Raw genomic sequence first — 25,976 nt, forward strand, 5'->3', positions numbered from 1 at the left:
ATCGCATTTTGCCCGGATACACAAGCGTCCAAATTTCGTTTGATCGCTTTTCAGCAAATTTTCACAGATTGTAAACCTTTGTGCAAATCGCAAGTTGACCTGTCTGCCGCTTTCTGGTTTAATCGGGACGTTGTTTGAACCAAACCAGAGGAGGATTTTTTCTATGAATCAGACCAGTAAGTTCTCGGTGCGCGATATCTGCTACGCGGGCCTGTTTGCCGCCGTCATCGCCGTGATGGCACAGATCTCCATCCCCATGCCGCTGGGTGTGCCCATGACCATGCAGACCTTCGCCATCACGCTGGCGGCTGTGGTGCTGGGCTCCAAGCTGTCCGCCATTGCCACGCTCGTTTATCTGCTGCTGGGCGCTGTGGGCGTGCCCGTGCTGGCCAACTTCTCCGGCGGCATCGATAAGTTTGTCGGCCCCACCGGCGGCTTTCTGATCTCCTTCCCCATCATGGCCTACATCATCGGCCTTGGCGTGGAGCACAGGGATGCTTTCAAGGGTGCTTTCCCCGTGGCGGTTGTCGTGGGCACCGTGGTCAACTATATCGTGGGTGTTATCCTGTTCGTGATCGTCGCCCACAGCACCGTGTCCGTGGCTGTTTCTGCCTGCGTTCTTCCCTTCATCCCCACCGCCATCATCAAGGCTGTGCTGGCCTGCGTGCTGGGCCTGAACATCCGGAAGCGGATCCCGGGGGTAAAAAAGGCATGAGCATCGTACTGCGCCCGCATCACCTGCTCTGCACCCAGGGCTACTCCGGCCATGGCTACAGCGAAGCCTTTGTGGAGCACATGAACGATATCGTCCATCAGCTGCGGGATGTGCCCGGGACGAAGATCCAGCTCACCTTCTCCACCGACACCCTCTGTTCCTGCTGCCCCAACAAGCTGGACACCGACCTGTGCGACACACAGGAAAAGGTCAAGCGGTACGACCGCAAGACTGTGGAGTATTTCGGGCTGGAGGAAAAGGAATACGACTACCAGGCCCTCATCCGGGAGATCGATGCCAAAGCCACCCCCGAGATGCTGGCCGATATCTGCCGGGACTGCTGCTGGTTCCCCATCAGCGCCTGCTGCAAGAATATCTGCGAAGGCAAATACGTGAAATAACATTTCCCCCTATACAACAGGCCGCCGTGCAGGATCATCTCCTGCACGGCGGCCTCTTTGTTTTATTCTGTTTCTGCGGCCTGCACCGTTACATAGACCCCGGCGGGGACACAGGCGGCCCAGGCATCCTGCTCGCTCAGCCAGTCGAATTGCTCGCACACATGGTCCGGGCACTGACTGTCGAGAAAGGCGATAGCCCCATCCTTTACCTGCAGATGCACGATATAATCGCCCACATCATACAGATAATCGTGGTCCTCGTCCAGCGGGATCGTTTCGGTGATGCCGTCGCCGAAATCGACCACGGCCACCAGCGGCTCCGCTTTGGGGGCGTTGGCACGGTACAGCACGAACAGGAGTGCTGCCGCGGCCAGCACCACGGCCGCAAAGATCAGGTTTTTCTGCCAGCTTTTCAGGCGTTTCATGCAGCGTACTTGCTTGCAGCTGCACCTGCAATGCGGCCAAAGACAACGAAGTCAGAGACAGCAGTGCCGCCCAGACGGTTTGCACCGTGGACACCACCGGTCACCTCACCTGCTGCGAACAGGCCGGGGATGATCTCGCCGTTCTCGTTCAGGACTTCGGTGTTGGTGTTGATCTTCAGGCCGCCCATGGTGTGATGAACGCCTGCGGTGACCTTGATGGCATAGTAGGGAGCGGTATCCAGCTTGTTTGCAAAGCTGGTGCGGCCAAAGTCGGGGTCATTCTTGGCCTCAACGTAGCCGTTCCAGGTGTTCATGGTCTCGGCCAGAGCAGCGCCGTCCACGCCGATCTGCTCAGCCAGTTCCTCATAGGTCTTGCCCTCGAAGGTGTAGCCCTTCTTGATGTAGCCCTGAATGACACTGGAATCATCGACCATCTTCTGGTCAATGATCAGCCAGCTGTAGCTGCCGGGCTGTGCGATCTCAGCGGCAGAGACCACGTCACGGGTGCCGACTTCATCAATGAAGCGCTTGCCCTCGGAATTGATCAGAACAGCGCCGTCGCCGCGCAGACCCTCGGTGATCAGAGAAGCGCTGTCGTACTGGACAGTGGGGTGGATCTGGATCTGGTCCATATCCACGGTGTCAGCACCGATGGCCTGTGCCATCTTGATGCCCTGGCCCAGGATGCCAGGGGCGTTGGTGGTCATAAAGCCCTTCAGCTCGGGCTTATACTCAACGACCATATCCATGTTTGCGCCGAAACCGCCGGAGGTCAGGATCACGGCCTTGGCGTTGATGGTAATGGTCTCACCGGAAGCGCCGGTGGCCTTGATGCCAACAGCAGCGCCGTTGTCATCGGTCAGGATCTCGGTGGCGGTGGTGTTCACCATGATCTGGACACCAGCCTTCTGGCAGTCCTCCTCCAGCAGGGGCACCATATAAGCACCCACGGAGACGACCTTGCCCTCCTCATTCACAGGGCGGTGGATTCGCTTGACAGATGCGCCGCCTGCAGAGGAGACGCTGTTCAGGGTAATGCCCTGCTCACCCAGCCAGTCGATGGCATCAGCGCTGTTGGAGCACAGGGTCTCCACCAGAGCAGGGTCATTGACACCCTTGCCGCCGATCATGGTATCCAGCTCCATCAGCTCCACAGAGTCGAAGTAGCCCTTGGGGTCAGCCTGATAAGCAGCCCACTGCTCAGACACAGTCTTGGCCAGAGCGGTGATGGTCTCGTTGTCAGCATACTTTTCAGCAGCGGTCTTCAGGGTCTTTTCGACACCTGCGCCCTCGGCGAACTCGTTCTCATCCTGATACACGGTCTTACCGGCGTTCATGCCGCCGGTAGCGCGCACGGAGTTGCCGCCCACCACGGGCTGGCTCTCCACGATGACAACGCTCTTGCCCTCGCTGGTAGCAGTCAGGGCAGCGGTCATGCCTGCGCCGCCTGCGCCCACGATGACGATGTCGGTATCAACGGTAGAGTCCTCAGCAGGCTCAGCGTTGTTCTCCACAGCGGTCTGGAAATCCTCAGGCTTCAGACCAGCAGCGGTGATGGCAGCAGCGGCTGCCTCCTTGATGGCATTGGAGGTGATGGTTGCGGTAGACACGCCGTCCACGGCAATGCTGCCGCTCTCGGCAATGGCAGCGGGCAGCTGCTCGATTGCCTTGGAGCCCACGCCCTTGGTCTCATCGGCACCCTCAGCGGTGCAGCCGGTGATCTTGCCGTCGGTCAGGGTCAGGGTAACGGTAACATCGCCGCCAAAGCCCTTGGCAGTGCCGGTAAAATCGCCGGTAGCACCCGCGCCGGTGGTGGAGGCGGGCTTGCTGCCGCAGCCGTAGCCCAGCAGGCTCACTGCAACGACAGCGGCCATGGCCAGCGCTGCAATGCTCTGTTTCATCTTCGTGTTTTTCATGGTTTCTTCTTTTTCCTTCTTAGTTGAAGCAACGTTGCAGGCAGTTAGCCTGCGCGAACATATCTCAGCATAAAAAGGGGGCTGCCCATTCGGAAGGCAGCCCCCTTTGCCGAACTAGGAAAAGATCAGGCGTTGGCCTGTGCAGCAGCAACAGCGCAGGCAACGGTAGCGCCGACCATGGGGTTGTTGCCCATGCCGATCAGGCCCATCATCTCAACGTGTGCGGGCACGGAGGAGGAACCTGCGAACTGAGCATCACCATGGACGCGGCCCAGAGAGTCGGTCAGGCCATAGCTTGCGGGGCCTGCAGCCACGTTATCGGGGTGCAGGGTACGGCCCGTGCCGCCGCCGGAAGCAACGGAGAAGTACTTCTTGCCGTTCTCGATGGCCCACTTCTTATAGGTACCTGCAACCAGGTGCTGGAAGCGGACGGGGTTGGTGGAGTTGCCGGTGATAGAGCACTGAACGTCCTCCTTCTTCATAATGGCAACGCCTTCCATAACGTCGTTAGCGCCGTAGCACTTAACAGCAGCGCGCTCACCCTCGGAGAAGGGGATCTCCTTGACGACGGTCAGGGTCTGGGTGGGGATATCGTACTCGGTCTGCACATAGGTGAAGCCGTTGATACGGGAAATGATGTAAGCTGCATCCTTGCCCAGGCCGTTCAGGATAACACGCAGGGGGGTCTTGCGGACCTTGTTTGCAGTGCGGGCAATGCCAATGGCACCCTCAGCAGCAGCAAAGGACTCGTGGCCTGCCAGGAAAGCGAAGCAGGTGGTGTCCTCGCTCAGCAGACGAGCGCCCAGGTTGCCGTGGCCCAGACCGACCTGACGCTGCTCAGCAACAGAGCCGGGGATGGTGAATGCTTCCAGACCTTCGCCGATGGCAGCAGCACACTCGGCAGCGTCGGTCAGGCCGCGCTTGACGGCGATGGCGGTGCCCAGGGTGTATGCCCAGACAGCGTTATCAAAGCAGATGGGCTGCACGCCGCGGACGATCTTGTCGCAGTCGATGCCCTTAGCGAGGAGCATCTCGTTGCAAGCGTCCAGAGACTCCAGGCCGTTGGCCTTCAGGCATGCCTCAATTTTCGGCATACGGCGATCCATAGATTCAAAAGTTGCCATGAGTTGTTCCTCCTCTCTTATTCCTCACGCGGGTCAATGTACTTGACAGCGCCCTGCTCCTTGCTGAAGCGGCCGTAAGTACCCACGTTCTTCTCGTAAGCCTCGTTGGGGGTCTTGCCGTGACGGATATCCTCCATCATCTTGCCCAGCTTGACGAACTGATAGCCGATGACCTCATCGTTGGCATCCAGAGCCAGCTTGTTGATGTAGCCCTCGGTCAGCTCCAGGTAACGGACACCCTTGGCCTTGGTGGAGAAGATGGTGCCGGTCATGGAGCGCAGGCCCTTGCCCAGGTCATCCAGACCTGCGCCGATGGGCAGACCGTCCTCAGAGAAAGCGGTCTGGCTGCGGCCGTAGACGATCTGCAGGAACAGCTCGCGCATTGCCACGTTGATGGCATCGCACACCAGGTCGGTGTTCAGAGCTTCCAGAATGGTCTTGCCGGGCAGGATCTCGCCAGCCATAGCAGCGGAATGGGTCATGCCGGAGCAGCCGATGGTCTCCACCAGAGCCTCCTCGATGACACCGTTCTTGATGTTCAGAGACAGCTTGCAGGTGCCCTGCTGGGGTGCACACCAGCCCACACCATGGGTGTAGCCGCTGATGTCCTTGATCTCATAGGCCTTGACCCATGCGCCCTCTTCGGGGATGGGAGCCGGACCATGCTTAGGACCTTTGGTGATCGGGCACATATTCTGTACTTGCTGCGAATAGGTCATAATCATACTCTCCTTTTGACAAATTGATGCCATTGGCAGGGGGTGTCCTGCCGTTTGCATTGACCGGCTGCGCCGCTCTTTTCCGCGCCACGCCGGTACTACCACGCATAGTTTTATTATAGAGAACCTTGGCGGAATTTGCAAGACGTTTTGCGGATTTTTTCACAAGCATTTTTAACGGTTACATGCCACTAACTAGCACTTTCACCGCTTTCACTGCCCAGTCCGTCACATTTCTATCATATTTGTCAAAAGGAATATCTTGCGCTGTCCGGTTCAGTTTTTTCTGGGCGGCTGTTGGGCCCTGACAGGCCGGAGCGCCCAGATGCACACAAAGCCCGCCGCCGCGCCCGCCATGGCCAGCCAGTGCCGCCCGGTGGCAAGACCCCAGAGGTTCGCTGCAAAGGGGAAGGCAAGGCTGCCCACGCTCTGTCCCAGCGCCAGAAAGCCGTAGTTCACCCCGGCATGGGGCAGGCCGAACAGGTCGGTGGAGAGGGAAGGCAGCACCGCCGCCAGCGCCGAATAACAGAAGGTAAGCCCTGCGTACACGGCCACAACGAGCCACCCCTGTGCGAACAGGAAGGCCGCTGAAAGCCCCAGCGACACGCCGAACAGGATCAGGTCAGTGGGACGGCGGCCGATCCGGTCGCTGAGCAGGGGCATCAGCAAGCGGCCCGCCGCGCTGCCCACGCTGCCCAGCACCACACTCCACAGGGCAGCGCCCTCGTCCAGGCCCCGCTCCATGCCCAGCTTTAAGATGATGGGGCTGAACAGCAGCACCGCCGGGGTGGAACAGCAGACCGCTCCGGCACAGAGCCAGTATTGCTTTGTTCTGAGCATCTGCAGCGGGGCAAGGTCGAGGGACGGGGTGCCTTTTCCCCTGCCCTGCTCCTCGGGCTTCTGCTTTGCCGGAGGCGGGTCGGTGAGCAGGGCGCTGCCCACAAGGCAGACCGGCAGCGTGAGTACCCCCAGCGCCCAGAACGCCCCCCGGATCCCCTGCACCGGGCCAAAGCCCTTCAGCGCCGTGCGGACGAATCCGGTCAGGAACGCACCGCTCAGGCCCACCGCGCCGCCAATGACCCCCGTGGCAAGGCCCTTGCGCCCGGCGTACCATTTCTGGGCGCAGGACTGGATGGACGGGTAGAGAAACGCCGTGCCCAGCCCCGCCGGAATGCTGAACACTGCCCAGAACCATACCCCCTTCTCCCCGGGCAGGAGGGCCGCCGCAAAGAACCCGCCGCAGAGCAGGCCGGTGCCCCACAGCGCCGCGCAGCGCGGGCCTTTTTTATCCTGCAAAAAACCACCGATGACGCATCCCACCCCGAACGCTGCGATCAGGATGCCGAACGCATAGCCAGCGCCGTCCTCGGTCAGGCTGAACTCGTCCATCACCGGCTGCTGGAACACGCCCCACGCCGCAGGCAGGCCCGTCAGGATCTGAATGGCCGCCCCCGCCGCCAGGATCGCCCAGGGGTGGCGCGCTGTAAACTGCTTCATCTGTTTTATCACCTCGTTCTGTCAGTGTGCCCTTTTTCATTGACAAAACGGCATGTTTCTTTATAATTAAAGATGTTCAAATTAAAATAACTTCACCCTCTCCGTCAGTGCTGACGCACTGCCACCTCCCCCAAAGGGGGAGGCTCTGGCGGTTCTTTGAAAGGCCTCATCTGGGATTGCCCTTGGCTCTCCCTTTGGGAGAGCTGTCGAGCGAATGCGAGACTGAGAGGGTGAGGATGCTGAGAAAGAGGAACCAACTATGAAATCACAGGCATTGAAGGGTATGCGGGACCTGCTGCCCGCCGAACAGACTCTGCGCGACTACATCCAGGGCAAGATCCTGGAGACCTACCGTGCTTCCGGCTTTGAGCGCATCTCCACCCCCATGCTGGAGGATATGGAGAACCTGGACAAATCCGATGGCGGCGACAACCTGAACCTCATCTTCAAGGTGATGAAGCGCGGAGACAAGCTGACCAGCGCGCTGGGATCCGGCGACCCAAAGCAGCTCTCCGACATGGGCCTGCGCTATGATCTGACCCTGCCCCTGAGCCGTTTCTACGCTGCCAACAAGGACAAGCTCCCCCACCCCTTCAAGGTCATCCAGACCGACCGCGTGTTCCGCGCCGAGCGCCCCCAGAAGGGCCGCCTGCGCGAATTCGTCCAGTGCGACATCGACATTCTGGGCGACGAGAGCCCCAACGCAGAGGTGGAGCTGATCGACGTGACCGCCCGTGCCCTGCTGGGTATCGGCTTTACCGGCTTCACCGTGAACATCAATGACCGCCGCATCCTGCGCGGAATGCTGGAGAGCATGGGCTTTGCCGCCGACACGTTAGACTCTGTCTGCATCACCTTTGACAAGATGGATAAGATCGGTGCCGAGGGCGTGAAGGCCGAGCTGACCGAGAAGCAGCTGCCCGAAGCTGCCATCAACGCGCTGGCCGATTTCATTGCCGCCGGTGATGTGACACTGGATTCTGTGGCCTCCCGCTGTGCCGACCCCGCCATTGCCGATGACCTGAAGTATGTGCTGGCCACCGCAAAGGCCATGGCCAACGGCCGCTTCGATGTGGCCTACTGCCCCAGCCTGGTGCGCGGCCAGGGCTACTATACTGGCATGGTGTTTGAGATCACCTGCCCGCAGTTCAGCGGTGCAGTGGCTGGCGGCGGCCGCTACGACAACATGATCGGCAAGTTCCTGGGCACCAAGGTGCCCGCCGTGGGCTTCTCCATCGGCTTCGAGCGCGTCTGCGGCATCCTGCTGGAGCAGGGTTACCAGATCCCCGGTGCCAAGCAGAAGATTGCCCTGCTCTACAACAGCGATGTGGACTTCCCCGCCGTGCTGGCCAAGGCCGCACAGCTGCGCGACACCTACAATGTCACCGTTCTGCCTCAGGCCAAGAAGCTGGGCAAGCAGCTGGGCCAGCTGGAGGCTTCTGGTTTCGCCGGTGCCGCCTTTATGGACAAGGATGAAGTAAAGATCTTCGCACAGCAGTAATGGGCGGGCGGCGGGAAGTTTCCCAAAGCAAGTGTCCGCTGGGGTGGGACCCTGTTGCCGCAGGCAATAGGGCGGGCGATGGAATGGCCCGTTTCACTTGCGCGGGAAAGCTTCCCGCCGCCCTTTGCAACAGCATATACAACAAAGCCCTCTCGGTCGATTGGCCGGGAGGGCTTTGTTTTGTGCGGGTCAATTACAGGTTGTACAGTTCCGTATACTTTTTGGTCAAATAATCCAGATAGTAGTGCGCATCAAAGGTGCCGCAGGCGTTTCTGACGACTTCAGCAGGCTCCAGCAGGTGGCCGTACTGGTGCACCTTTTCCCGCAGCCAGCCGGTGACGGCGGAGAGATCCCCGTGGGCCACGCCGCCGTACACATCGAATTCCTGCTCCATATTGTGGAGCATCTGGGCACCGTAGGCGTTTCCCAGAGCGTAAGACGGGAAGTAGCCGAAGGAGCCGCCCGACCAGTGGCTGTCCTGCAGGCAGCCCTCGCGGTCATTGGGAACCTCCACGCCCAGATACTCCTTGTACAGCTCTGCCCACGCGGCAGGGACCTCCTTTGCCGTCAGGGTGCCCGCAATGAGCTGCTTCTCGATCTCGTACCGCACCATAACGTGCAAGCAGTAGGTCAGCTCATCGGACTCGGTGCGGATGAGGCTGGGCTCCACCTTGTTCACGGCGCGGTAGAACTGCTCCGCAGTCACATTTCCCAGCTGTGCGGGGAAGAATTCCTGCACCTTGGGATAGATGGCCCCGATAAAGGCGCGGGAACGGCCGATGAGGTTCTCGTAGAAGCGGGACTGGCTCTCGTGCACGCCCATGGACACACCGCCAGTCAGGCAGGTGTACTGCAGGTCATCCCGGATGCCCAGCTCGTACAGGGCATGGCCGCCCTCGTGGAGAACGGAGTACATCGAGGAGGCCACATTGTGCAGGTCGTAGTTGGTGGTGATGCGGACATCCTTGTTGTTGAACTCCAGCGTAAAGGGGTGTTCGGTCTCGCCCAGGCCGCAGTGGCCCCGGTCCAGGCCCATGACCTCCATGAGATAGTCCGCAAACGCCTTCTGCTGCTCGACCGGATATTCCAGATGCAGGAAGCTGTCATCGATCTGAGGCTTCTCGCCGATGGCCCGGATGAGGGGCACCAGGCCCTTGCGCAGGGTGTCAAAGAACACGTCCAGCTGTTGGGTGTCCACGCCCCGCTCATACTCGTTCAGCAGGGCATCATAGGGCGCTTTTTCCGCATCGTAATAGCCCGCGAACTTCCGGTTATACTCCACCAGCTCCTGCAGGATGGGGCAGAAGGAGGCAAAGTCGTTTTCTTCCTTGGCCTTGTGCCAGACATCACTGGCGCGGTTGGTCAGCTCGCTGTATGCCATATACTCCTCGGCGGGGATTCGGGTGAGCTGTCGGCAGCTGCGGCGCAGCTCCTCCACCTCGCGGCGGTGGAGGGTGTCCAGCGTCTCCCGCCGGGCATAGAGCTCCTCCACCAGTGCAAGGGTCTCGGGGGCGGTCATCAGCTTCTGCAGCTCACCGGCCAGAATGCTCAGAGCCACACCCCGGCCCTCGGCCGTGTTCTTGGGGGCCACGGTCACAGCGTCCAGATACAGGCTGTTGGAGGCGCAGTTGTAGGCGTACAGCTTCTTCTGCAGGGTCTCCAGCGCCCGCAGCTTCTCATTTTGTTCCATTGGGTGTTTCTCCTTTTTCAGTTTTTGGTGGGAAATGCCGGGTCATTCCAGAAAAAGCGCTTCCGGGCCACCGGGTCCGGGTCCGGGATCTCAAACGTATAGCGCTCCGTTGCATTGATGACCGTGGTCTGGCCGTGGGTGCACACCCGGGGCAGGTTGGCATTATAGCTCAGGTGGACATGCCCGTGCACGAACCACTTGGGCTGGTACTCCTCCAGCAGGTCGTTGAAGCAGGCAAAGCCCTTATGGGCCCGGTCATTGCCATCGTTCAGGCCGGCCGCCGGGGAATGGGTCAGCAGCAGGTCGATGCCGCCCGCCCGGTGGGCCTTGAACCAGAGCCGCCGCATCCGGCGGCGCATTTCCTGCTCCGTGTACTGGAAGGTCTCCTCGCGGTTGTAGCGGATGCTGCCGCCCAGCCCCATGATGCGCAGCCCTTTCCAGACATACACCTGATCGTCCACGCAGATGCAGCCGCCCGGCTCGCCCTCCGTGCGGTAGGAGCCATCGTGGTTGCCGTGGACATACAAAATGGGGGCTGCTGTAAAATTTGTTATATATTCGAGGTATTTTTTGGGCAGATCCCCGCAGGAGAGGATCAGATCGACCCCGGCCAGGCGTTCCCGGGAGCAATAGTCCCACAGCGCCTTGGAGGGGGTATCGGAAATTGCAAGTATCTTCACGTCCGCAACACTCCGTTCTGTTGAGCTTTTTACAGCGTTGTCTCTTTCAGGCTGCTCAGGCCGTTGATCTCCAGCAGGCCCAGCGTTCTGACATCCAGCTGATCGTACCGGGGCAGGCTGCCCTCCACGCACTCGCCCAGCCAGTCCATCTCCATCAGTTCCTTGGGGGTGTAGGTGTCTGCGGTGGGTGCCTTGGGGATATGCCCCTGCGCAAAGATGCCCGCAGGGAAGATGGGGAACTCGTTGGCCGCAAGGTTCTTTTCCAGCAGATCGAGCAGCTGCTGCGTGCCCTTGGGCAGGGTCTCGTAGTAATCCAGCCGCTCCGCGTCACTGCGGAAGCCCCACCAGTAGTTGATGGCCTTGCCGCTGGAACCGCTGTCCCAGGTGCCCTCGAAGATGGAGCGGATGATGCCGATATAGAACACTTCCCACTTCCAGACCGGCAGCGCCACCGGCTGGATGCTGCCATCCGGCATCCGGCGGCACAGGCCGTATTCCCTGGCGCTGCCGGTGGGCTCAAAGGGGCTGCAGGCGTAGAACAGCTCGATATCCGGGCAGTCGGAGAAATCCAGCGGCTTTCCCGGCTCCTGCAGGCAGGCCCAGCGCAGCAGGATATGGCTGTTGGGCCGCACGGTGCGCAGGCCCCGGGCAAAGGCGTTGATGGCCGCAGGCACACCGTAAACGGGGTTGGCCGCCACATAGCCCACCCGGTCGGTCAGATTCAGGATACCCGCCAGCATTCCCAGCAGGTAGTTGGCCTCATAGGTGCGGGGGTAATAGGTGCGCACCAGCGGATGGGGCGCGTTCAGGCAGCAGTTCAGGAACCGGGTCTTGGGGTGCTGGGCCGCCACCTTGAGGCAGGCGGGCCGCATCCGGATACTGGTGGTGAACACCACATCCGCGTTGTCGTGGGCCACCTCTTCCATGATCTGCTCCGCGTCCACCTCGGGGGAGACATTTTCCCGGTTGGTGATGATGAGCCGGTCCGGGAATTCCTTTTTCAGGGCCTCGATCCCCTTTTCGTGGCCCCGCACCCAGGCGCTGTTCTTGGCATTGTACTCGTGCAGGAACACCACCTTGAGCTGGCTGGGCTTGCTGAAGATGTTCAGCTTGTTCAGCAGCGGCTCACTGCCGGGCTTTGGCTCCAGCGAAAGCTCCACGGCATGGGGCTCCGTCAGGATCTTGATCTCATCCCACAGCTTGGCCAGGTTTTCCCGCACCTGGCTGGGGGTGGACTGGCAGGCATCCGAATACCGGTAGACCGAGAGGTACACCAGCAGCGCGTCGCCCGGGGTCAGCTCCAGGGCGGAGCCGCCCAGCGCATAGAACTGCTGGCTGAACATGGTATACAGGGCCGAGAAGTTCAGCCGGTCGTCATCCGACCATACCTCGCTGGCGGCCTTGCAGACCAGTGTCTGCAGCTTTGCATAGCCGCCCAGCCGGGAGAACCGGACATTGTTGATCTTGCTCAGCTTATAAAAATCGAGAAACTCGTAGTAGATCTTGTTTTCCAGCGTGTCGTTCCGGGCCGGAACAAGCCGGGTGACCGTGCCCGGAATGGTGACCGCCTCGTAGTATTTGAGGACAGACACCCGCTTGTTGCCCTCCTGCACATAGAACTTGTTCAGGTATTCGTAGGCAATGATGGGGGTGTGGATGCCCTCCTCCAGATGGGCCTCGCAGAGATTCGACCACTTGATGGCAAACTCGGTGTCCTCTTCCAGCAGGGGCATAAAGTTGGCCGCAAAGGCCGTGTGCCGCCCGCTGGTCTTGGTGCCCACAATGCTCTCGGCGGGGATATCCACCAGCCCCAGCGGTTCCTGGGCAACGATGTTCACCCCGTTCAGGATATCATCCAGCACCGCAAGGTACGGCGACTGGCCGCGCGCCACACAGGCACGGTAGGCACGCTGGCCCGCGCGCAGGGCGCTTCTATAATCTTCTATCATGGCCATAGCAGAACTCCCTTCTTCAATGGCTCCTGTTTTCCTTTCCCGGCCCGTGCCGCCGTGTATGCGGCACAGGTCTAAGGACAGTATAACATGAAATTCGGATTTATGGGAGACTTTCTCCGGCAAAGGTGTTGATTTACAGAATTTTTTCAGGTACGATAAATAGGAAACCATATTTGTGAGGTACATTTTCATGCAGACTGAACAGCTGCCCCGCCTGGAAGCGGGGGAATACCCCGGCGGCATCTGGTACTACGAGCCCCACACCTACCTGCCCTACCGCTATGTGCTGGGCCGGGTGGGCAGGCACCCGCTGGTGTGCATCGGCATCAACCCCAGCACCGCCCAGCCCGGTGCGCTGGACCCCACCTTAAAGAGTGTGGAGCGGCTGGCCAACGCCAACGGCTTTGACAGCTGGATCATGTTCAACGTATATCCCCAGCGCGCCACCGACCCCAACGACATGGACCGGGTGCCGGACCGCGCCCTCTGCGACGAAAACCTGCGCTGGCTGCGGGCCGTTCTGGCCGAGACCGAGCCCACCATGTGGGCCGCATGGGGCACCCTGATCGAAAAGCGGGACTACCTGCCCGGCCTGATGCGGGAGATGGTGGCCCTGACAAGGGAGCGGGACATCCCGTGGGTCACCTTTGGCAAGCGGAGCAAAAAAGGCCATCCCCATCACCCGCTCTACCTGCGCAAAGATTCCACACCTGAGCCGTTTGACGTTGAAAACTATCTGGACACCTGTTTTTGAGGGAGGGATACCATGACCCCGGAACGCTACCAGGCCCTGCTGCGCTGGCTGGAGGCCCGCCCCGCTCTGAAAAAGCTGGTGATCGCCCTGAACCGCTGGCTGCCTGCCGTGCCCTTTGCCTGCTATCCTTTGCTGCTGGTGCTGCTGAATGTGCGGTGGTTCCGGCTGCTCTCCGCAAACCGCGCCGCCGCTCTGGATTTTATGCAGCTCATCGCCCGGGCAGTCTTTGTGCCGGCCTTCGTCTTTCTGGGCGGCACGCTCCTGCGGGCCAGGCTGAATTTTCCCCGCCCGTATGAGCAGCCCGGCTTCACGCCGCTGGTGCCCAAGGAGACCCACGGCAAGTCCTTCCCCTCCCGCCACGCCTTGAGCGCCGCCGTGCTGGCCGCTGTGTGGTGCTACTTCTACCCCGCCGCCGGGGCCTGCATGGTGGTGGTGGCCCTGCTCATCTGCGCCCTGCGGGTGCTTGCCGGGGCGCACTATGTCCGGGATGTGGCCGCCGGTGCTCTGCTCGGCTTTGCCCTTGGGGCCGCCGGAATGTGGCTGCTGTGACCCCAGAATGCCCCCTGCGCCGTAAAATCCAAAAAAATTTGAAATTCCGCTTGACAGAAGCCTATGCGTATGGTATTATACTTCTCGCAGCGTGTGCCGAACGCACACTGCCGCCAGATAAGTACCCCATGGGATAACAACGTGCGCCCGTAGCTCAGGTGGATAGAGCAACTGCCTTCTAAGCAGTGGGCCGGGGGTTCGAGTCCCTTCGGGCGCATATTATGTGGTGCCTTTAGCGTAGTCGGTTAACGCGCCAGATTGTGGATCTGGAGACCGTGGGTTCGAGTCCCACAAGGCACCCTGCTAGGAATTAGACCGGAAGCCGAAAGGTTTCCGGTCTGATTTTTTGCTTTTCCGGCCCATTTTAACACGTATTTTCGTTGCTTTTCCGTTTTCTGCTGAAAAGTACAACTTTTTTTGAAATTGCGCTTGACAATTCCGGATTCCATGGTATAATAACTAACGTTCCGAGCCGAACGGCCCACGAACAAAACAGAATATGCGGATATGGCGGAATTGGCAGACGCGTTAGATTCAGGTTCTAATCGGGGCAACTCGGTGGAGGTTCAAGTCCTCTTATCCGCACCAAACCATGAAAATCCGAACCTTTTCTCGATAGGAGAAGGGTTCGGATTGTTTATTTTATTTTGATAACTAAGCACATCTGATTCACAAAAAAATATTGCTGTTATTTCTCCAAAAGGGTACAATAATTTAAAGGGGAGTAAAGGAAAGGAGTATTGCGATGAAATTAGTAAGAGTAGAATTTACAAAGTTGTTTGGATATTTTGACTATTCCATTGATTTCCATGATACAGTTACAATTCTTCATGGCTTAAATGGCTGTGGGAAGACTACAATGTTGCAAACCATAAATGCTGTATTTAATAAGGAAATGGATACTATTAAGTCCACTGACCTTCAATCTGTAAGCTTTTTCTTTTCGACTGGAGCTATTCTTAAAATCGATCGCAAGAAAATCTATTTAGATCCTGAAAAAGAGAAAGCAACAGGAATAATATATCTTGCATACTCGATTATTGAGAATGGAAAAGAAACTGTTTTCGATTCTTTTGAAAACACTGATGAATACCAAGATATCGTTAAAAGATTTTTGAAAGGATACCGTCCATTCCCATTTCTAGAACGCATAAACGAATCTACATGGTATGATAGAAAGCGTGAAACAAAGCTTAATTTGGAGGAAGTTATTGCTGAATATGGAACTATCATATTTAGACGATATAGTAGAGAATATCTTGAAGATGATATTCCACAACCCGTTCAAGATATTCTTGCTTCTATGGATGTTAGGTTGATTGCGGCTGACAGATTAACGGTAGCAAAGCGTGTTGAGCGTCAATATGGGGAAGATAACATAAAGATAGAACGCCGTGTAAATCTTATTGCAAAAGATCTTTCACAAAAAATCCGGGACACGATTCAGCAATATGCTCAACTTTCACAGGCTAAGGATAGAACTTTTCCGCTTCGGGCTATAAAGCAAAGCTCTCCCCTGACTGTTGATGAAATTAAAAGCAAAATGATAGAGCTTGAATCGAAACGTAAGGAATTTGTTGATACTGGAATCTTGGAAGAGGAACAAGATGATATTGGAATTCATGATTTACTAGATGCAATTACCGAAAGCAATCGCCAAAACCTTTCGTTATATGCGATCGACACTGAAGAAAAATTAAATGCGTTGTCCAGTTTGTCTTCTTCAATCAATCTTTTCCGCAATCTAATTGATAAGAATTTCAACAATAAAAGGATTGTATTTAATAAAGATTATGGCTTTCGGTTCGTAGCAACCTACTCTGATTCTACCATCTTACCGCAAAGCTTGTCTTCGGGTGAACAGCATGAATTGGTTATGTTTTATGATCTGATTTTTAATGCATCAGAAAACACTTTGATTTTAATTGACGAACCTGAACTATCCTTGCATATAAAATGGCAGCTTGATTATGTTGATGAATTATTGCAAATTATCAGTGCAACGAAGTTTTCCGCAGTTCTGGCAACTCATTCACCACAAATTATTCATGATAAATGGGATTTAACGGTATCCTTGTCTGAATAAAGTGAATGTTATGCAGAAATATATAGATGAATATACATTACTTGCGGAAGCAAAAATGATGTATCAGGATTGTCACGAAAGCTATATCTTGGTTGAAGGGAAAACAGATAAAATTTTTTTCACTGTACTAATGGGTAGCCAATCTAACATTCGTTTCCGCCCAGTTAGCGGCTGGGAACGAGTACATAAGACTATTCTATTGGCCCAAAAGGAGGGATTTAAAAATATTTTAGGAATTATAGACAAAGATTTTCATGTCCTTTTACAGGATGGCATTACAGAAAATGATCAACTATTCTTTACTGACAGTAACGATATCGAAATGATGTTATTCAATTCTGTGTCGTTAGAAAAATTTTTGAACATCCATGGTGATGAGAATAAACTGAAAGTAGGAGAAAGTCCTCGAGATCGCATATTAAATGCAGGCTCTTATATAGGCGCACTACGGATGGTCTCATTATCTAATCGCTATAATTTGCGTTTCGATGGGTTTGAATGCAAAGACTTTATTGATAGAAATACACTTGTTCCTGATGCCAAGAAACTCATAAGGAAAATTACTCAAAGGACAACATCAAACGGAACCAGTGTTTCTGTGGCAGAAGAAATTCTAGAAGGTCAAGCAAATGAGTTCGTGAGAGCATATTGTCCTCATGATTTATGCAACGGACATGATGTATTCGACATCCTCGGATTTGCTATGACAAAATGCTTTGCATCATTGCCGGCCAATCAATATAATCCAGATACTATATTTGGATATTTGTTAATGGGCTATTCTAATAACGAATTTCTTGAAACTCAATTATACAATAAACTTACTATGTGGATACAATCAAACGTATAGCGCATATTACAAATTAGGTAAAAAGGCGGTGTGATATTTATTATTAGCACACCGCCTTTTTACCGGTTCACTCTACCTTTTCTTGTTCAGCTATTTCTTTGCCTTTGGTTGTCCACAATTTGAATTCTCTCTGCCCTTCCTCACTCTCATAGAAGGCCAGAATGTCTGGCAGGATGCAACAGGCAATGGCCTCGATCTGATGTTGTGGAATGGTTGTGTTATTGATCAGTTTTTTCCTTCGGCTCAAAGAATCCCTCCGTCCGGTCTGTCAGCTTCAAGTTACTGGTCACATTGCTGCTGTCAATCCGTCGGAGGCTTTGCGCCTTCTACCATACTCCTTCAAATTCCGTTACAAAATCCCACATCCCCTTTCTTTCCATTCCGGGTGAACTAAAAGAGAGCAAGCATAGGGAGTGTGGCCACACTCCCGTAAAATCTCCGTTTTCGGCCTGCTGCCGGAGCGGAGATTTTTCTTGTTGCTAAGAACTTTAGTGAAGAAAAACCACCAGCTCCGCTGGTGGAATAAAAACGGCTTTAGCCCTAGACAAAGAGAAACCTCCCCGTAGAATAGAGTGTGGGTTTGCCAACCACATTCTAGGAACAGGGAGGTTTATCTTTGAAATGAAAGATAACAAAGACGTAGATAGTTTAAGCCATACCACGTGGAGATATCAATACCATGTAGTGTTTGCACCGAAATATCGGAGAATGGTGATTTATGGCCAAATCAAAAAAGATATTGGTCAGATACTTCGCAAACTATGCGAGCAAAAGGATATTGAAATAATTGAAGCAGAAGCCTGCCCGGATCATATCCATATGCTGATAAGTTTTTCGCCGAAGTACAGCATTTCTTACGTTATGGGATATCTCAAGGGAAAGAGCAGCCTCATGATTTTCGACAGACACGCGAATTTAAAGTACAAGTATGGAAATCGGCATTTCTGGGCCAGAGGATATTTTGTGGATACTGTTGGAAAAAACAAGCAGAGAATCCAGGAGTATATCAAGAGACAGCTGGAACAAGACCAGATTGCAGACCAGTTAAGCCTTAAGGAATTCACGGACCCGTTTGAACTGCACCCCATTTGTTAGACAGTATGGTATACTGTTTAGGAAATGGGGTGTTTTTGTATGCCAAAGGGACAACGAAAGTACAACGGAGCTCAAAAGGTAGAAATCATCAAACAGCTTCACAATGAAAAATTAAGCTTTTATGAAGCGTCCAGCAAGTATGGAATTCCAAGACGTACGCTTCAAGATTGGGAGCGCATCTATCTGGAAGAAGGCGAAGAGGCACTTCTGGTAGAACGTCGAGGTCGAGCCTGTGCCGCCAGTGGGACACAGAAAGGCCGGAAGCCAAAGCTGGATAAGCAAGTAGAAGAAGATCTGATTGCAGAAAATCAACGGCTTCGGATGGAGATCGATTACTTAAAAAAATTGAACGCCTTGGTACTGGAAGAGGAACGCCAAAACAGAAAGCACAAGTAGTTCAGGAGCTAAGGCAGAAATATCCATTGAAAGCATTGCTGCAACTTGCCGGACTTCCTCGCAGCACATTCTACTACTACCTGCATCGGTCTCAAAATCCTGCGAAGTACCAGATGGTAAAAAAACAGATCATTACAATCTTCAATGAGAACAAGAAGCGATACGGATATCGCAGAATTACACAAGAACTACACAACAACGATATTTGTGTGAATCACAAGACGGTTCAGAAACTCATGAAGCAGCTGGGCTTAGTCTGTCAGGTTCGCGCAAAAAGAAAGTACAACTCCTACAAGGGTGAAGTCGGAGAAGTTGCGCCAAACTTGCTGGAACGGCATTTCAAGACAAACCAGCCAAATCGGAAATGGGTCACAGATGTTACCGAGTTCAAAGTGAACGACCAGAAACTCTACCTGTCTCCAATTCTTGATTTGTTCAATGGCGAAGTTGTCAGCTACAATCTGAGCCGCCATCCAAATTTCAAACAGATCACGGATATGCTGGAAGGTGCTTTTCAAAAGCTGCCGGACAAGGTTGACAATCTGATTCTGCATTCGGATCAGGGCTGGCAATACCAGATGAAGTCCTACCAGAATCTACTGAAAGCAAAAGGAATTACGCAAAGTATGTCTCGGAAAGCCACTTGTCTGGACAATGCTGTTGCCGAGAACTTCTTTGGACTGCTCAAGACAGAACTGTTCTATCTGGAAAAATTTGATTCCATTGACCAGCTCGAAAAGGCTATTGTCGATTACATCGACTATTACAACAATCGCCGAATCAAATTAAAACTAAACGGTCTGAGCCCTGTACAGTACATGATTCAGACCGTTGGGGTCGCTTAATTTGATTTTTGTCTAACTTTTGGGGTTCATATCACAGTGTGGGCAGCGGCCAATTTCCGTGCGCAGGCGGATAAAAATATCCAGCCACTCTTTTTCCAGAATGCGTGGCTTCTGCTTCATCATTACATCATGACTGAATGCACGGATGAACGCTTCTTTTACATAGTCCGGATAAACATTCCAGAACAGTTTCAGATTATGGTCAGTTCCCGGAATCGGACGGTTTTCCGTTGTAGATGGGTCATAGACAAAAATTGGAGCACTACCATAATATTTTTGCTCGGCTTCTTTGGTCATGCAGGGAGGGGTGCTGTAACGGCCTTCCAACGGGTGGTTGATGAACAATAACCGGAACAGCACTACGGCCAGACTAAAACGGTCGCTGTTCTTGTCGGGGTCATTCTTTCCCATAACAATTTCCGGAGCCATCCAGCGCTGCTTGCCCATAATGCCAAGATTGGTTCCGAACGGACTGACGTTATCATTATCGCAAATCAGCACATCGCCATTTTCCGGGTTGATGAAGAAGTTGCCGTTGTTGATATCCTGATAACTGTAGCCATTATTGTGCAGAGCACGGAAGGCTTCGATAATATTGATTGCTGCCGTACAGAGGGCGTAGAAACTTTTGAAACGCGCCTGTTTCTGCTTTCGGCCACCCACAAAAAAGTTGGTCAGTTCTTCGTAACCAGACGGGCGCACATCCATCAGATAGCCAAACTGGTCGTTATAAACTTTGGTAATGGCTTTTGGCCAGAGAAAAGCATCCGTTGGCGCACCATTGCTAATATTGTTTTCGAGGTTTTTATAGAAGTCATTTTCCTTTCCCTTGAAAACTCCCAGATGATACCATTTCAGAGCATAGGTTTTGCCGTTGTACGATACCTTGTAGACCGTGCCCTGACCACCAGAACCAAATTCATCCAGAACCTCAGCCTGTCCCCCAGCTTGAATATCCAGCTTATCATGTACTTTTAGATTTCCCATATTGCAATACCCTTTCGATGATTTACGTCATAATTTGAAGCGTTTGTACTGCCAAATCCGCACGAGGCAGAATAAAGTTTATGACCTTTTGCCCAAATTGAAGCCCAATCGCATTGGAATAGGGATGAAATGCAGAAAGTGAACCAATGGTTTTTTCTAGGCCGCCTTTCTGCGAGGTGAAAATGATGCGCTTGTTGGTAATATAAAGGTATCCCGGTATGTAGTCGACCTTGGTTTCCGTTACCGGGATAGATTCACTGCTGCCCATGTGGTATCGAACGCCCTTGAAAAAGACACTTGGCACACTGGTACCGCCGGATTTTCGGACATTTCGAGTGGTGCTTGTCTCGACCATTTCGTAGCTCTTGTCTACAAAGCAGCATTTTTCACCCTTTTTGAGCATCAAGTTAGGCACATTCAGTTCTGCCAGACTGCCACTCTCAATCCGGGAGATTGCAGCAGAAGGAAGAACCGTCTGACTGGCAGAGAAAGTCGGCATGGGTTTCTGTTGTTGCTTGTTGAAGATACTCATAATCTTTTACCGATCTCCACTGCTTCGGATGCCAGAGCCGTCATAACCCAAACTGACAACACCATGTACTCCGCACCATCCACAGGAGAACAACCTAGAACCATTATAGCAATTCAATTTTCCACAGGTGCCGCATATTACGAAGGTAGTTGCTTTACAGTAAGGACATCCGGGATAATCTTCTGTTGGCTCAATCTTACCAATAATTGTGGTTTCATCGTAGCCTTCATGTTTTGCGGCTGATTCTTTGATAGGAAACGCCCATGTGTACTTCCAGTGCTTTTTGCCAGCCTTTTCAAAGCGGACACCGTAGGCTTTGTGGACTTTTCCGCATTTGCAAAGAGCAACTGTTGCTTCTATGCCATTCGTCATAACTTTTCCCTATTGCTCAATTGTACAGGTGTGGTTTGTGTGAATTTTATGTAACAATTATAATGCTTTTACAATAGAGCGTCAATGAGAATGCAAATATATTCCATTTTGCATTCAAAATATTTTGAAATTTATGCCTTTACATCAATTTATAACGACAGCTTGTAAACATAAGAGGGGCAGATACCAAGTTATACGGCATCTGCCCCTCCGGACATTATGCAAAGATCAATTCGGCCTTAATAACTTCCTCCGCTCGGTTCTGGATACTGTTCATCCTACGCACCCATTCCATTTGATTTGCGGCTTTCAATTCTTCGTTCATGCCCTCACGTTCTGCCATCTGCTGGGTAAGCAACTCCAGCTGTTCCTCTGCTTGTGTATCAGTGTCCGCCAGATAGGTGTTCAGCCTGCCGGACAGCAGAAGAACCTGATACCGTACTGGATGATGTTCTTTGAGATACCGTTTGTGCATTCTACCCCAGCGGCCAACAGGGCGAGAATCCTCTGCCAAAATCAAGGCAGGAAAGTAGTAATCTCCGACCAGCACATAGTCCAGCCCATTATTTTCATCATGCAATCTAGTGTTCGACTTTTCCATTGCACACCTCAAATCTTTCTCTGCTGGCGCAGGTACTCTTCAAAAATGCTTCTCCGAATTAGAATCTTCCGGCCAATCTTATAGATAGCCCCACATTCATGTGCCATCCGGGTGACAGGTTTCAGTCCAAGCCCATAATAATCGCTTGCCATGCTATAAGTCACGAACTCATGCCGCATAAAATCCATATCTTCATCGTCGATCTGGTCGGAGAACATCCACACCCTGCCGCTCACTTGTCCTCGACCTCCTCCACGGCAATTTTTCTTGCAGGTTCATGGAAGCGTTCCAAATAGGCATCAAAAATCTCCCGGTTGATAAGCACCGTGCTGTCGAAGCGGTAAATGGCCCCGGCATCGCTAGCGAGCTCCAGCAACTTCTTATGGGACAGGCTGTACACGATTTCTGCTTGCTGGTAGCGCAGGAATTGGCGGCGCAGTTTGCGAAGCTGGTCGGGAATTTCTTTCATGGGTTTGATGGGCTTGTAGTCGGTTTTCATAATTTTATCCTCCGTTTTTTGTGACTGTCTGACAGAAGTTGGCCGCAGGAGCAAACGAAAAGAGCACCTCTCGGATGGTTCCAAGAAGTGCTCTTATAGCTTTGTTCAAGCCTTGTGCGTTTTTATCTGAAATCCGTCACGCTTCATAACGGGACGTAATTCTTCAGGATTTTGCTGTCAAATTGATGTCAAAACGGGGATGACACAGTTTTTGCAAGAAAATCAGAAGTCAAATCTTTCGTTTCTATGTCAATTTCCTTGTAGTTCACTGGTCGATGGGCTTCATCGTGGGGACAGGTCAAGGAAGGCTCACAAATGGCTTTATTTCCCTTTATAAGCCTATCCATGCGGCTTCCTTTTTCCCTCTCCCGTACGTCACCCTACGCAACTCTCCACAACTTACCGGCAATTTGGTGTAAAAGTGGTGTAGTAGTTGGTGTAGTGGATTTTAGACCGAAATGCCCAGTTTACCGTTCAGATTTGCAAAGGAATGGGCTTTGGCTTCCTTGGTGGCTTCTGCGTAAATCTCCATCGTAGTGCTGATGTCCCGGTGTCCCATGATGTCCTGAATAATCTTCAGGTTGGTTTCATTTTCGCACAGCCGGGTGCAGAACGTGTGCCGGAGATTATGGCAGGAGAAGGGCGGCAGCAGCTGCGGCTCCCGTTTTTCCTTTTCGGCCTTTTCCAGCTCGGCTTCGTTGTGTGCCACGCTGATGCGCTTGATGGCGCGGTTGACCGTCTGCGGGTTCTGCGGCTGGCCAAAGCGGTTCAGGAATACGAAGTCCGAGATTCCGTCGATTTCGTATTCGCATACCAGTTCCAGCTCCTGCTGGTTGGTGCGTTCCTGCTCCAGTGCCTTCCGCACTTCGGGCAAGATTGGAATTGCCCGCTTGCCTGCAGCAGTCTTGGGGGTGGACATGGTGAAATAGCAGCCGCCCACCTCGTGGTCATGGTACACCAGATTGTGCTGGATGGTGATAAACCCACTCTCGAAGTCGATGTCGCTCCAGCACAGGCCAACCGTTTCCGAGATACGGCATCCGGTACCCAGCATGAAGGTGAACATCGGGAGCCAGTGCTGGAACTTCGGCGTTTTCTTGATGAAATTCAGAAACGCCTGCTGCTGGGGCAGGGTCAGAGCGTGTCGTTTGGGCGTTTCGTACTGGTGGGCGGCTTTAATGGCCGTCAGGACACCATCCGTGGGATTCACACGGATGTACTCATCGTCCACCGCCACCGCAAAGACCTGATGGAGAACATTCTGGATGGTTTCCAGCGTGTTCAACGCCATCTTGCCATTGCGGACGATGCCATTGTAGTAGCTGCGGATATCCGACTTGCGAATGTCCTTGAGCTTCATCATGCCGATCTCATCCCGGACGAACCGATTGTACATATAGACGTAATTGGCGAAGGTATGCTCTTTCAAGCCCACCTTGTTCTTACGCCACAGTTCAAACAGGTCATTCAGGGTCAAGCTGCACTCCGGAATGCGGATGCCATCTGCCAAGTCGTGCTGGATCTTCTCTTCCTTTTCGCGCAGCCCCTCCAAGGTTGCATCATAGATGGTATGACGTTTTCCGTTTTTTGCAGTCCAACGGTACATATACAGCCCGTCGCTCTTGCGGTAGACCTCGCCATCTTTCAAAACACGGCCTTTATTATCTTTACGTCTTTGCATATAAACTCTCCTTTTCATTCACAGAATGTTGAAAAGGAGCCTTACGCCATGAGTATACCATGACGCAAGACTCCCTGCAACATCAAACGGTCAATTTTCTACACCGCATCAGATCGAGAATGCCTTGTCCAGATATTCGTCCAGCTTACGGCGTTTGATCAGCCGTTTGGTTCCGTTCCAAAGGACGAACTTGCATTCATCGCTATCGGTCATTGACCGCAGTTTATTGATACCGATCCCAGAGTAAGCCGCCGCTTCCTCCAAGGTCAGATTACTCTTTTGCCAAATCGGAACTTCTTTCACTTGCACCTCCATATCCTTGTAACCGGGTGCCGGGGCAGAAGGTGCCAGCTTTCTGCCCCAAACGCTCCCGATGAGGTTCAGATTTCCGAGTGCCCCTCCTGTGTGCGGGGTTGTGCCGCTGGTTTATTTTGTGCCTGTTCTGCCTGCAAGCGGTTCAGCAGTTGCAGAACGGAATCCCGTGCTTTCTCCTTGACCTGCTCCTTGCCTTTCTGCCGGGCCTCCGGTTTCAGGAGCTTCTCTTGCAGACGTGTAGCAGTGGTCTGCATAGTCTTGAGGAACTTGTCCAGCACGGTGTCCAATCGATGGGCGGCATACTCTCTCGTGGACTGCGGAGCCTTGCGTTCCGGGGACAGCACCCACTTCTTCGTTTCCTCGATCATCCGCATATCTTCCTTGCGGGTCTCGGTGCGTACTACATCCGTCACGACCTCCACCGCCTTGTCGTAGGCTGCTACCGAAACATCTTCCAGCAGGGTCTCCATGTCCGATACTTTCAGGGTCAATTCATCCAGCTTATTCTGCTGGGCGGCAAGTTGCTCCTTCTGCTTGGCAAGGATGAAATCCTGCTTTTCCAGATATTTGCGGCTGCCGTACTCCGCTTCTTCCTCCAAATCTAACCCATGACGTTTTGCAATCTCAAACAGCATTTTTCGACAGGCGGCATCGAAGGTGATTTTGCGGTTGTTGCGGCGGCTGAGGGGTTTGGCCGGGTCGGGCAGGTCGAAGCCCAACGCTTCCAGCGCCTTTTCCTGCTGGGGTGCCACCTCGCCGTACTTATTCTCACAGTCGAACACATGGCGCTCATGGATGTGGGGTGTGCTTTCGTCCAGATGCAGTGCCCAGTCCAGCACATGAACATGGTCGCCATACTTGGCTTTGAACGCCTCGATGAACTCGGTGACGATGTTCAGCAAATCCTCTGCGGAGGCATGGTCGTCCATTGTTCCCAGCTGATAGATAGTTTCTTCCGGGCAGGTCTTGCGGCTGGACAACAGGTCGGGAATGGAGCGGTTGCGCTCTGTGTGCCGGATCTTGGCGTTACGCTCATTCTGGCTTTCGACAAAGGCAGTGTAGTGGGTCTCATAGAATTGCCGTTCCACATCTGAAAAGGTCGCCGCCAGATCATCCGGGTCGGGTGGAGCGAGAGCCGAATGGAAGCCGTGGAAGCAGTCCCAGTAGATGTTGCCCTTGGCTCGTTCCGGGTCGATGTGCTCACTGTTAGCAAGGTTGAAACTGCGGTCATTGTGCTTGGGGTTGTAAGTGCCGTGTGCTCCGGCTCGTCCGTTGTGTCGTGTCAGTTTCAGATAGACATCCCTCCGTTTCAACAGCTTGGCGGGGAGAACGCAGCAGCGGAGCTGCTGGATCTGCCGCCGTTTTGCGCCAGATAATACCCAGTAGGATATGACGCACAGCATCATATCACTGGGGCAAAGAGCTGCGCTCTCTGCACTCTTGCTCCGGGCAAGCTGACAGGCAAAGATTTGCGAATCCCTGCCCGCAGCTCGTCCGGCTTTTTCAGTTGGCCAAATTGACCAACTGATTTTGCCTGTTCCCAAAATGGTAACAGGCAGATAGACGGTCTGATAACGGCCATCCCACCCTGATTCCCATTTTGGGGAATTGGGTAGGAGCTGGTAAGTACCGTTTCCCGTCACTTACCACTCTTGGCAAACTGTCAACCTGACACTTTGCCACCCCCCTATAAAGGAGAACTTTGGCGTTTTGCTGCGTACGTGCGTACGCAACAGGCGGCTTTCTTTGTACGCACGTACGCAGCGAAAGACCGAAAACGCACCATATAGG

Annotated in this window: 27 protein-coding genes and 3 tRNA genes; 13 read left to right on the forward strand and 17 right to left on the reverse strand. The window is 53.7% G+C overall.

Going from position 1 to position 25,976, the window contains the following annotated elements; translation table 11 throughout:
* Nucleotides 1-163 precede the first annotated feature (163 nt).
* Nucleotides 164-715, forward strand: coding sequence for a biotin transporter BioY (locus MTP40_RS11870; protein WP_035394764.1), 552 nt, complete (start codon nt 164-166; stop codon nt 713-715).
* Nucleotides 712-1,116 carry a DUF1284 domain-containing protein gene (locus MTP40_RS11875; RefSeq protein WP_156072428.1) on the forward strand — a complete coding sequence of 135 codons (405 nt, stop codon included), beginning with the start codon at nt 712-714 and terminating at the stop codon, nt 1,114-1,116. The genes MTP40_RS11870 and MTP40_RS11875 overlap by 4 nt, the downstream gene beginning before the upstream one ends.
* Nucleotides 1,117-1,178: 62 nt before the next feature.
* Here MTP40_RS11875 and MTP40_RS11880 read toward each other — a convergent pair whose 3' ends face one another.
* From MTP40_RS11880 to MTP40_RS11900, 5 genes are all read right to left on the reverse strand, one after another.
* Nucleotides 1,179-1,541: a NusG domain II-containing protein gene (locus MTP40_RS11880; RefSeq protein ID WP_207684207.1), complete on the reverse strand. Its 363-nt coding sequence runs from the start codon at nt 1,539-1,541 to the stop codon at nt 1,179-1,181.
* A complete protein-coding gene (locus tag MTP40_RS11885; protein WP_207697371.1) occupies nt 1,538-3,457 on the reverse strand; it encodes a flavocytochrome c in 1,920 nt (639 codons plus the stop codon). Before MTP40_RS11885 ends, MTP40_RS11880 begins: the two co-directional genes overlap by 4 nt.
* A gap of 125 nt (nt 3,458-3,582) precedes the next feature.
* Nucleotides 3,583-4,581: a GGGtGRT protein gene (locus MTP40_RS11890; RefSeq protein WP_005935035.1), complete on the reverse strand. Its 999-nt coding sequence runs from the start codon at nt 4,579-4,581 to the stop codon at nt 3,583-3,585.
* 17 nt (nt 4,582-4,598) lie between these two features.
* The gene (locus tag MTP40_RS11895) at nt 4,599-5,300 is read right to left on the reverse strand and encodes an iron-sulfur cluster assembly scaffold protein (protein ID WP_035394767.1); all 702 of its coding nucleotides are present in this window, start codon (nt 5,298-5,300) and stop codon (nt 4,599-4,601) included.
* A gap of 276 nt (nt 5,301-5,576) precedes the next feature.
* Entirely contained in the window at nt 5,577-6,797 is a 1,221-nt protein-coding gene (locus MTP40_RS11900; RefSeq protein ID WP_249259445.1) for an MFS transporter, read from the reverse strand.
* Between the two features lie 259 nt (nt 6,798-7,056).
* Between MTP40_RS11900 and hisS the strand changes: the two genes are divergently transcribed.
* Nucleotides 7,057-8,298 (forward strand): histidine--tRNA ligase, encoded by a 1,242-nt coding sequence (gene hisS / locus MTP40_RS11905; protein ID WP_249259446.1) that lies wholly within the window; start codon nt 7,057-7,059, stop codon nt 8,296-8,298.
* Nucleotides 8,299-8,491: 193 nt separating this feature from the next.
* On the opposite strand, the gene MTP40_RS11910 is transcribed toward hisS, so the two are convergent.
* From MTP40_RS11910 to MTP40_RS11920, 3 genes are read right to left on the reverse strand one after another with little or no spacing between them, the layout of a single operon-like run.
* Nucleotides 8,492-9,988, reverse strand: coding sequence for a carboxypeptidase M32 (locus MTP40_RS11910; protein ID WP_117476667.1), 1,497 nt, complete (start codon nt 9,986-9,988; stop codon nt 8,492-8,494).
* Between the two features lie 17 nt (nt 9,989-10,005).
* A complete protein-coding gene (locus MTP40_RS11915) occupies nt 10,006-10,668 on the reverse strand; it encodes a metallophosphoesterase family protein (protein WP_249259447.1) in 663 nt (220 codons plus the stop codon).
* Nucleotides 10,669-10,697: 29 nt separating this feature from the next.
* The gene (locus tag MTP40_RS11920) at nt 10,698-12,623 is read right to left on the reverse strand and encodes a BMP family ABC transporter substrate-binding protein (RefSeq protein ID WP_249259448.1); all 1,926 of its coding nucleotides are present in this window, start codon (nt 12,621-12,623) and stop codon (nt 10,698-10,700) included.
* A gap of 190 nt (nt 12,624-12,813) precedes the next feature.
* On the opposite strand from MTP40_RS11920, the gene MTP40_RS11925 reads away from it, so the two are divergent.
* The 10 genes from MTP40_RS11925 (at nt 12,814) to MTP40_RS11970 (ending at nt 19,198) form a co-directional block, all read left to right on the forward strand.
* Complete coding sequence (locus tag MTP40_RS11925) at nt 12,814-13,377, forward strand: DUF1643 domain-containing protein (protein WP_005935043.1); 564 nt, start codon at nt 12,814-12,816, stop codon at nt 13,375-13,377.
* Between the two features lie 12 nt (nt 13,378-13,389).
* Nucleotides 13,390-13,926: a phosphatase PAP2 family protein gene (locus MTP40_RS11930; protein ID WP_005935044.1), complete on the forward strand. Its 537-nt coding sequence runs from the start codon at nt 13,390-13,392 to the stop codon at nt 13,924-13,926.
* 143 nt (nt 13,927-14,069) lie between these two features.
* A tRNA-Arg gene (locus MTP40_RS11935) sits at nt 14,070-14,143 on the forward strand.
* A gap of 9 nt (nt 14,144-14,152) precedes the next feature.
* Nucleotides 14,153-14,226 (forward strand) — tRNA-His (locus tag MTP40_RS11940).
* A gap of 201 nt (nt 14,227-14,427) precedes the next feature.
* Nucleotides 14,428-14,514, forward strand: a tRNA-Leu gene (locus MTP40_RS11945).
* A gap of 157 nt (nt 14,515-14,671) precedes the next feature.
* Entirely contained in the window at nt 14,672-16,012 is a 1,341-nt protein-coding gene (locus tag MTP40_RS11950; RefSeq protein WP_156072362.1) for an AAA family ATPase, read from the forward strand.
* Nucleotides 16,013-16,022: 10 nt separating this feature from the next.
* Complete coding sequence (locus tag MTP40_RS11955) at nt 16,023-16,862, forward strand: DUF4435 domain-containing protein (RefSeq protein ID WP_156072359.1); 840 nt, start codon at nt 16,023-16,025, stop codon at nt 16,860-16,862.
* Nucleotides 16,863-17,483: 621 nt separating this feature from the next.
* Complete coding sequence (gene tnpA / locus MTP40_RS11960; protein ID WP_156072353.1) at nt 17,484-17,957, forward strand: IS200/IS605 family transposase; 474 nt, start codon at nt 17,484-17,486, stop codon at nt 17,955-17,957.
* 39 nt (nt 17,958-17,996) lie between these two features.
* Nucleotides 17,997-18,353 (forward strand): helix-turn-helix domain-containing protein, encoded by a 357-nt coding sequence (locus MTP40_RS11965; RefSeq protein WP_181967255.1) that lies wholly within the window; start codon nt 17,997-17,999, stop codon nt 18,351-18,353.
* Nucleotides 18,302-19,198, forward strand: a complete 897-nt coding sequence (locus MTP40_RS11970; RefSeq protein ID WP_249260101.1) for an IS3 family transposase — start codon at nt 18,302-18,304, stop codon at nt 19,196-19,198. Before MTP40_RS11965 ends, MTP40_RS11970 begins: the two co-directional genes overlap by 52 nt.
* Nucleotides 19,199-19,210: 12 nt before the next feature.
* On the opposite strand, the gene MTP40_RS11975 is transcribed toward MTP40_RS11970, so the two are convergent.
* From MTP40_RS11975 to MTP40_RS12015, 9 genes are all read right to left on the reverse strand, one after another.
* Nucleotides 19,211-20,185, reverse strand: a complete 975-nt coding sequence (locus MTP40_RS11975; RefSeq protein WP_156072345.1) for a serine/threonine protein kinase — start codon at nt 20,183-20,185, stop codon at nt 19,211-19,213.
* Nucleotides 20,186-20,207: 22 nt separating this feature from the next.
* On the reverse strand, nt 20,208-20,717 hold the full coding sequence (locus MTP40_RS11980) for a hypothetical protein (protein WP_207684704.1): 510 nt from the start codon (nt 20,715-20,717) through the stop codon (nt 20,208-20,210).
* A gap of 6 nt (nt 20,718-20,723) precedes the next feature.
* Entirely contained in the window at nt 20,724-21,089 is a 366-nt protein-coding gene (locus MTP40_RS11985) for a TerY-C metal binding domain-containing protein (protein WP_156072339.1), read from the reverse strand.
* A 217-nt stretch (nt 21,090-21,306) separates the two neighbouring features.
* Nucleotides 21,307-21,690 (reverse strand): TnpV protein, encoded by a 384-nt coding sequence (locus tag MTP40_RS11990; RefSeq protein ID WP_156072336.1) that lies wholly within the window; start codon nt 21,688-21,690, stop codon nt 21,307-21,309.
* An 8-nt stretch (nt 21,691-21,698) separates the two neighbouring features.
* Nucleotides 21,699-21,926: an excisionase gene (locus tag MTP40_RS11995; RefSeq protein ID WP_156072333.1), complete on the reverse strand. Its 228-nt coding sequence runs from the start codon at nt 21,924-21,926 to the stop codon at nt 21,699-21,701.
* The gene (locus MTP40_RS12000; RefSeq protein WP_156072330.1) at nt 21,923-22,189 is read right to left on the reverse strand and encodes a DUF6462 family protein; all 267 of its coding nucleotides are present in this window, start codon (nt 22,187-22,189) and stop codon (nt 21,923-21,925) included. Before MTP40_RS12000 ends, MTP40_RS11995 begins: the two co-directional genes overlap by 4 nt.
* Before the next feature lie 448 nt (nt 22,190-22,637).
* Entirely contained in the window at nt 22,638-23,870 is a 1,233-nt protein-coding gene (locus tag MTP40_RS12005; RefSeq protein WP_044959566.1) for a tyrosine-type recombinase/integrase, read from the reverse strand.
* Between the two features lie 108 nt (nt 23,871-23,978).
* Complete coding sequence (locus MTP40_RS12010; protein WP_156059779.1) at nt 23,979-24,173, reverse strand: excisionase; 195 nt, start codon at nt 24,171-24,173, stop codon at nt 23,979-23,981.
* Nucleotides 24,174-24,250: 77 nt separating this feature from the next.
* On the reverse strand, nt 24,251-25,591 hold the full coding sequence (locus MTP40_RS12015) for a hypothetical protein (RefSeq protein WP_207685981.1): 1,341 nt from the start codon (nt 25,589-25,591) through the stop codon (nt 24,251-24,253).
* Nucleotides 25,592-25,976: the final 385 nt, after the last annotated feature.

It is taken from the genome of Faecalibacterium sp. IP-3-29, assembly GCF_023347335.1.
GTDB lineage: Bacteria > Bacillota > Clostridia > Oscillospirales > Ruminococcaceae > Faecalibacterium > Faecalibacterium duncaniae.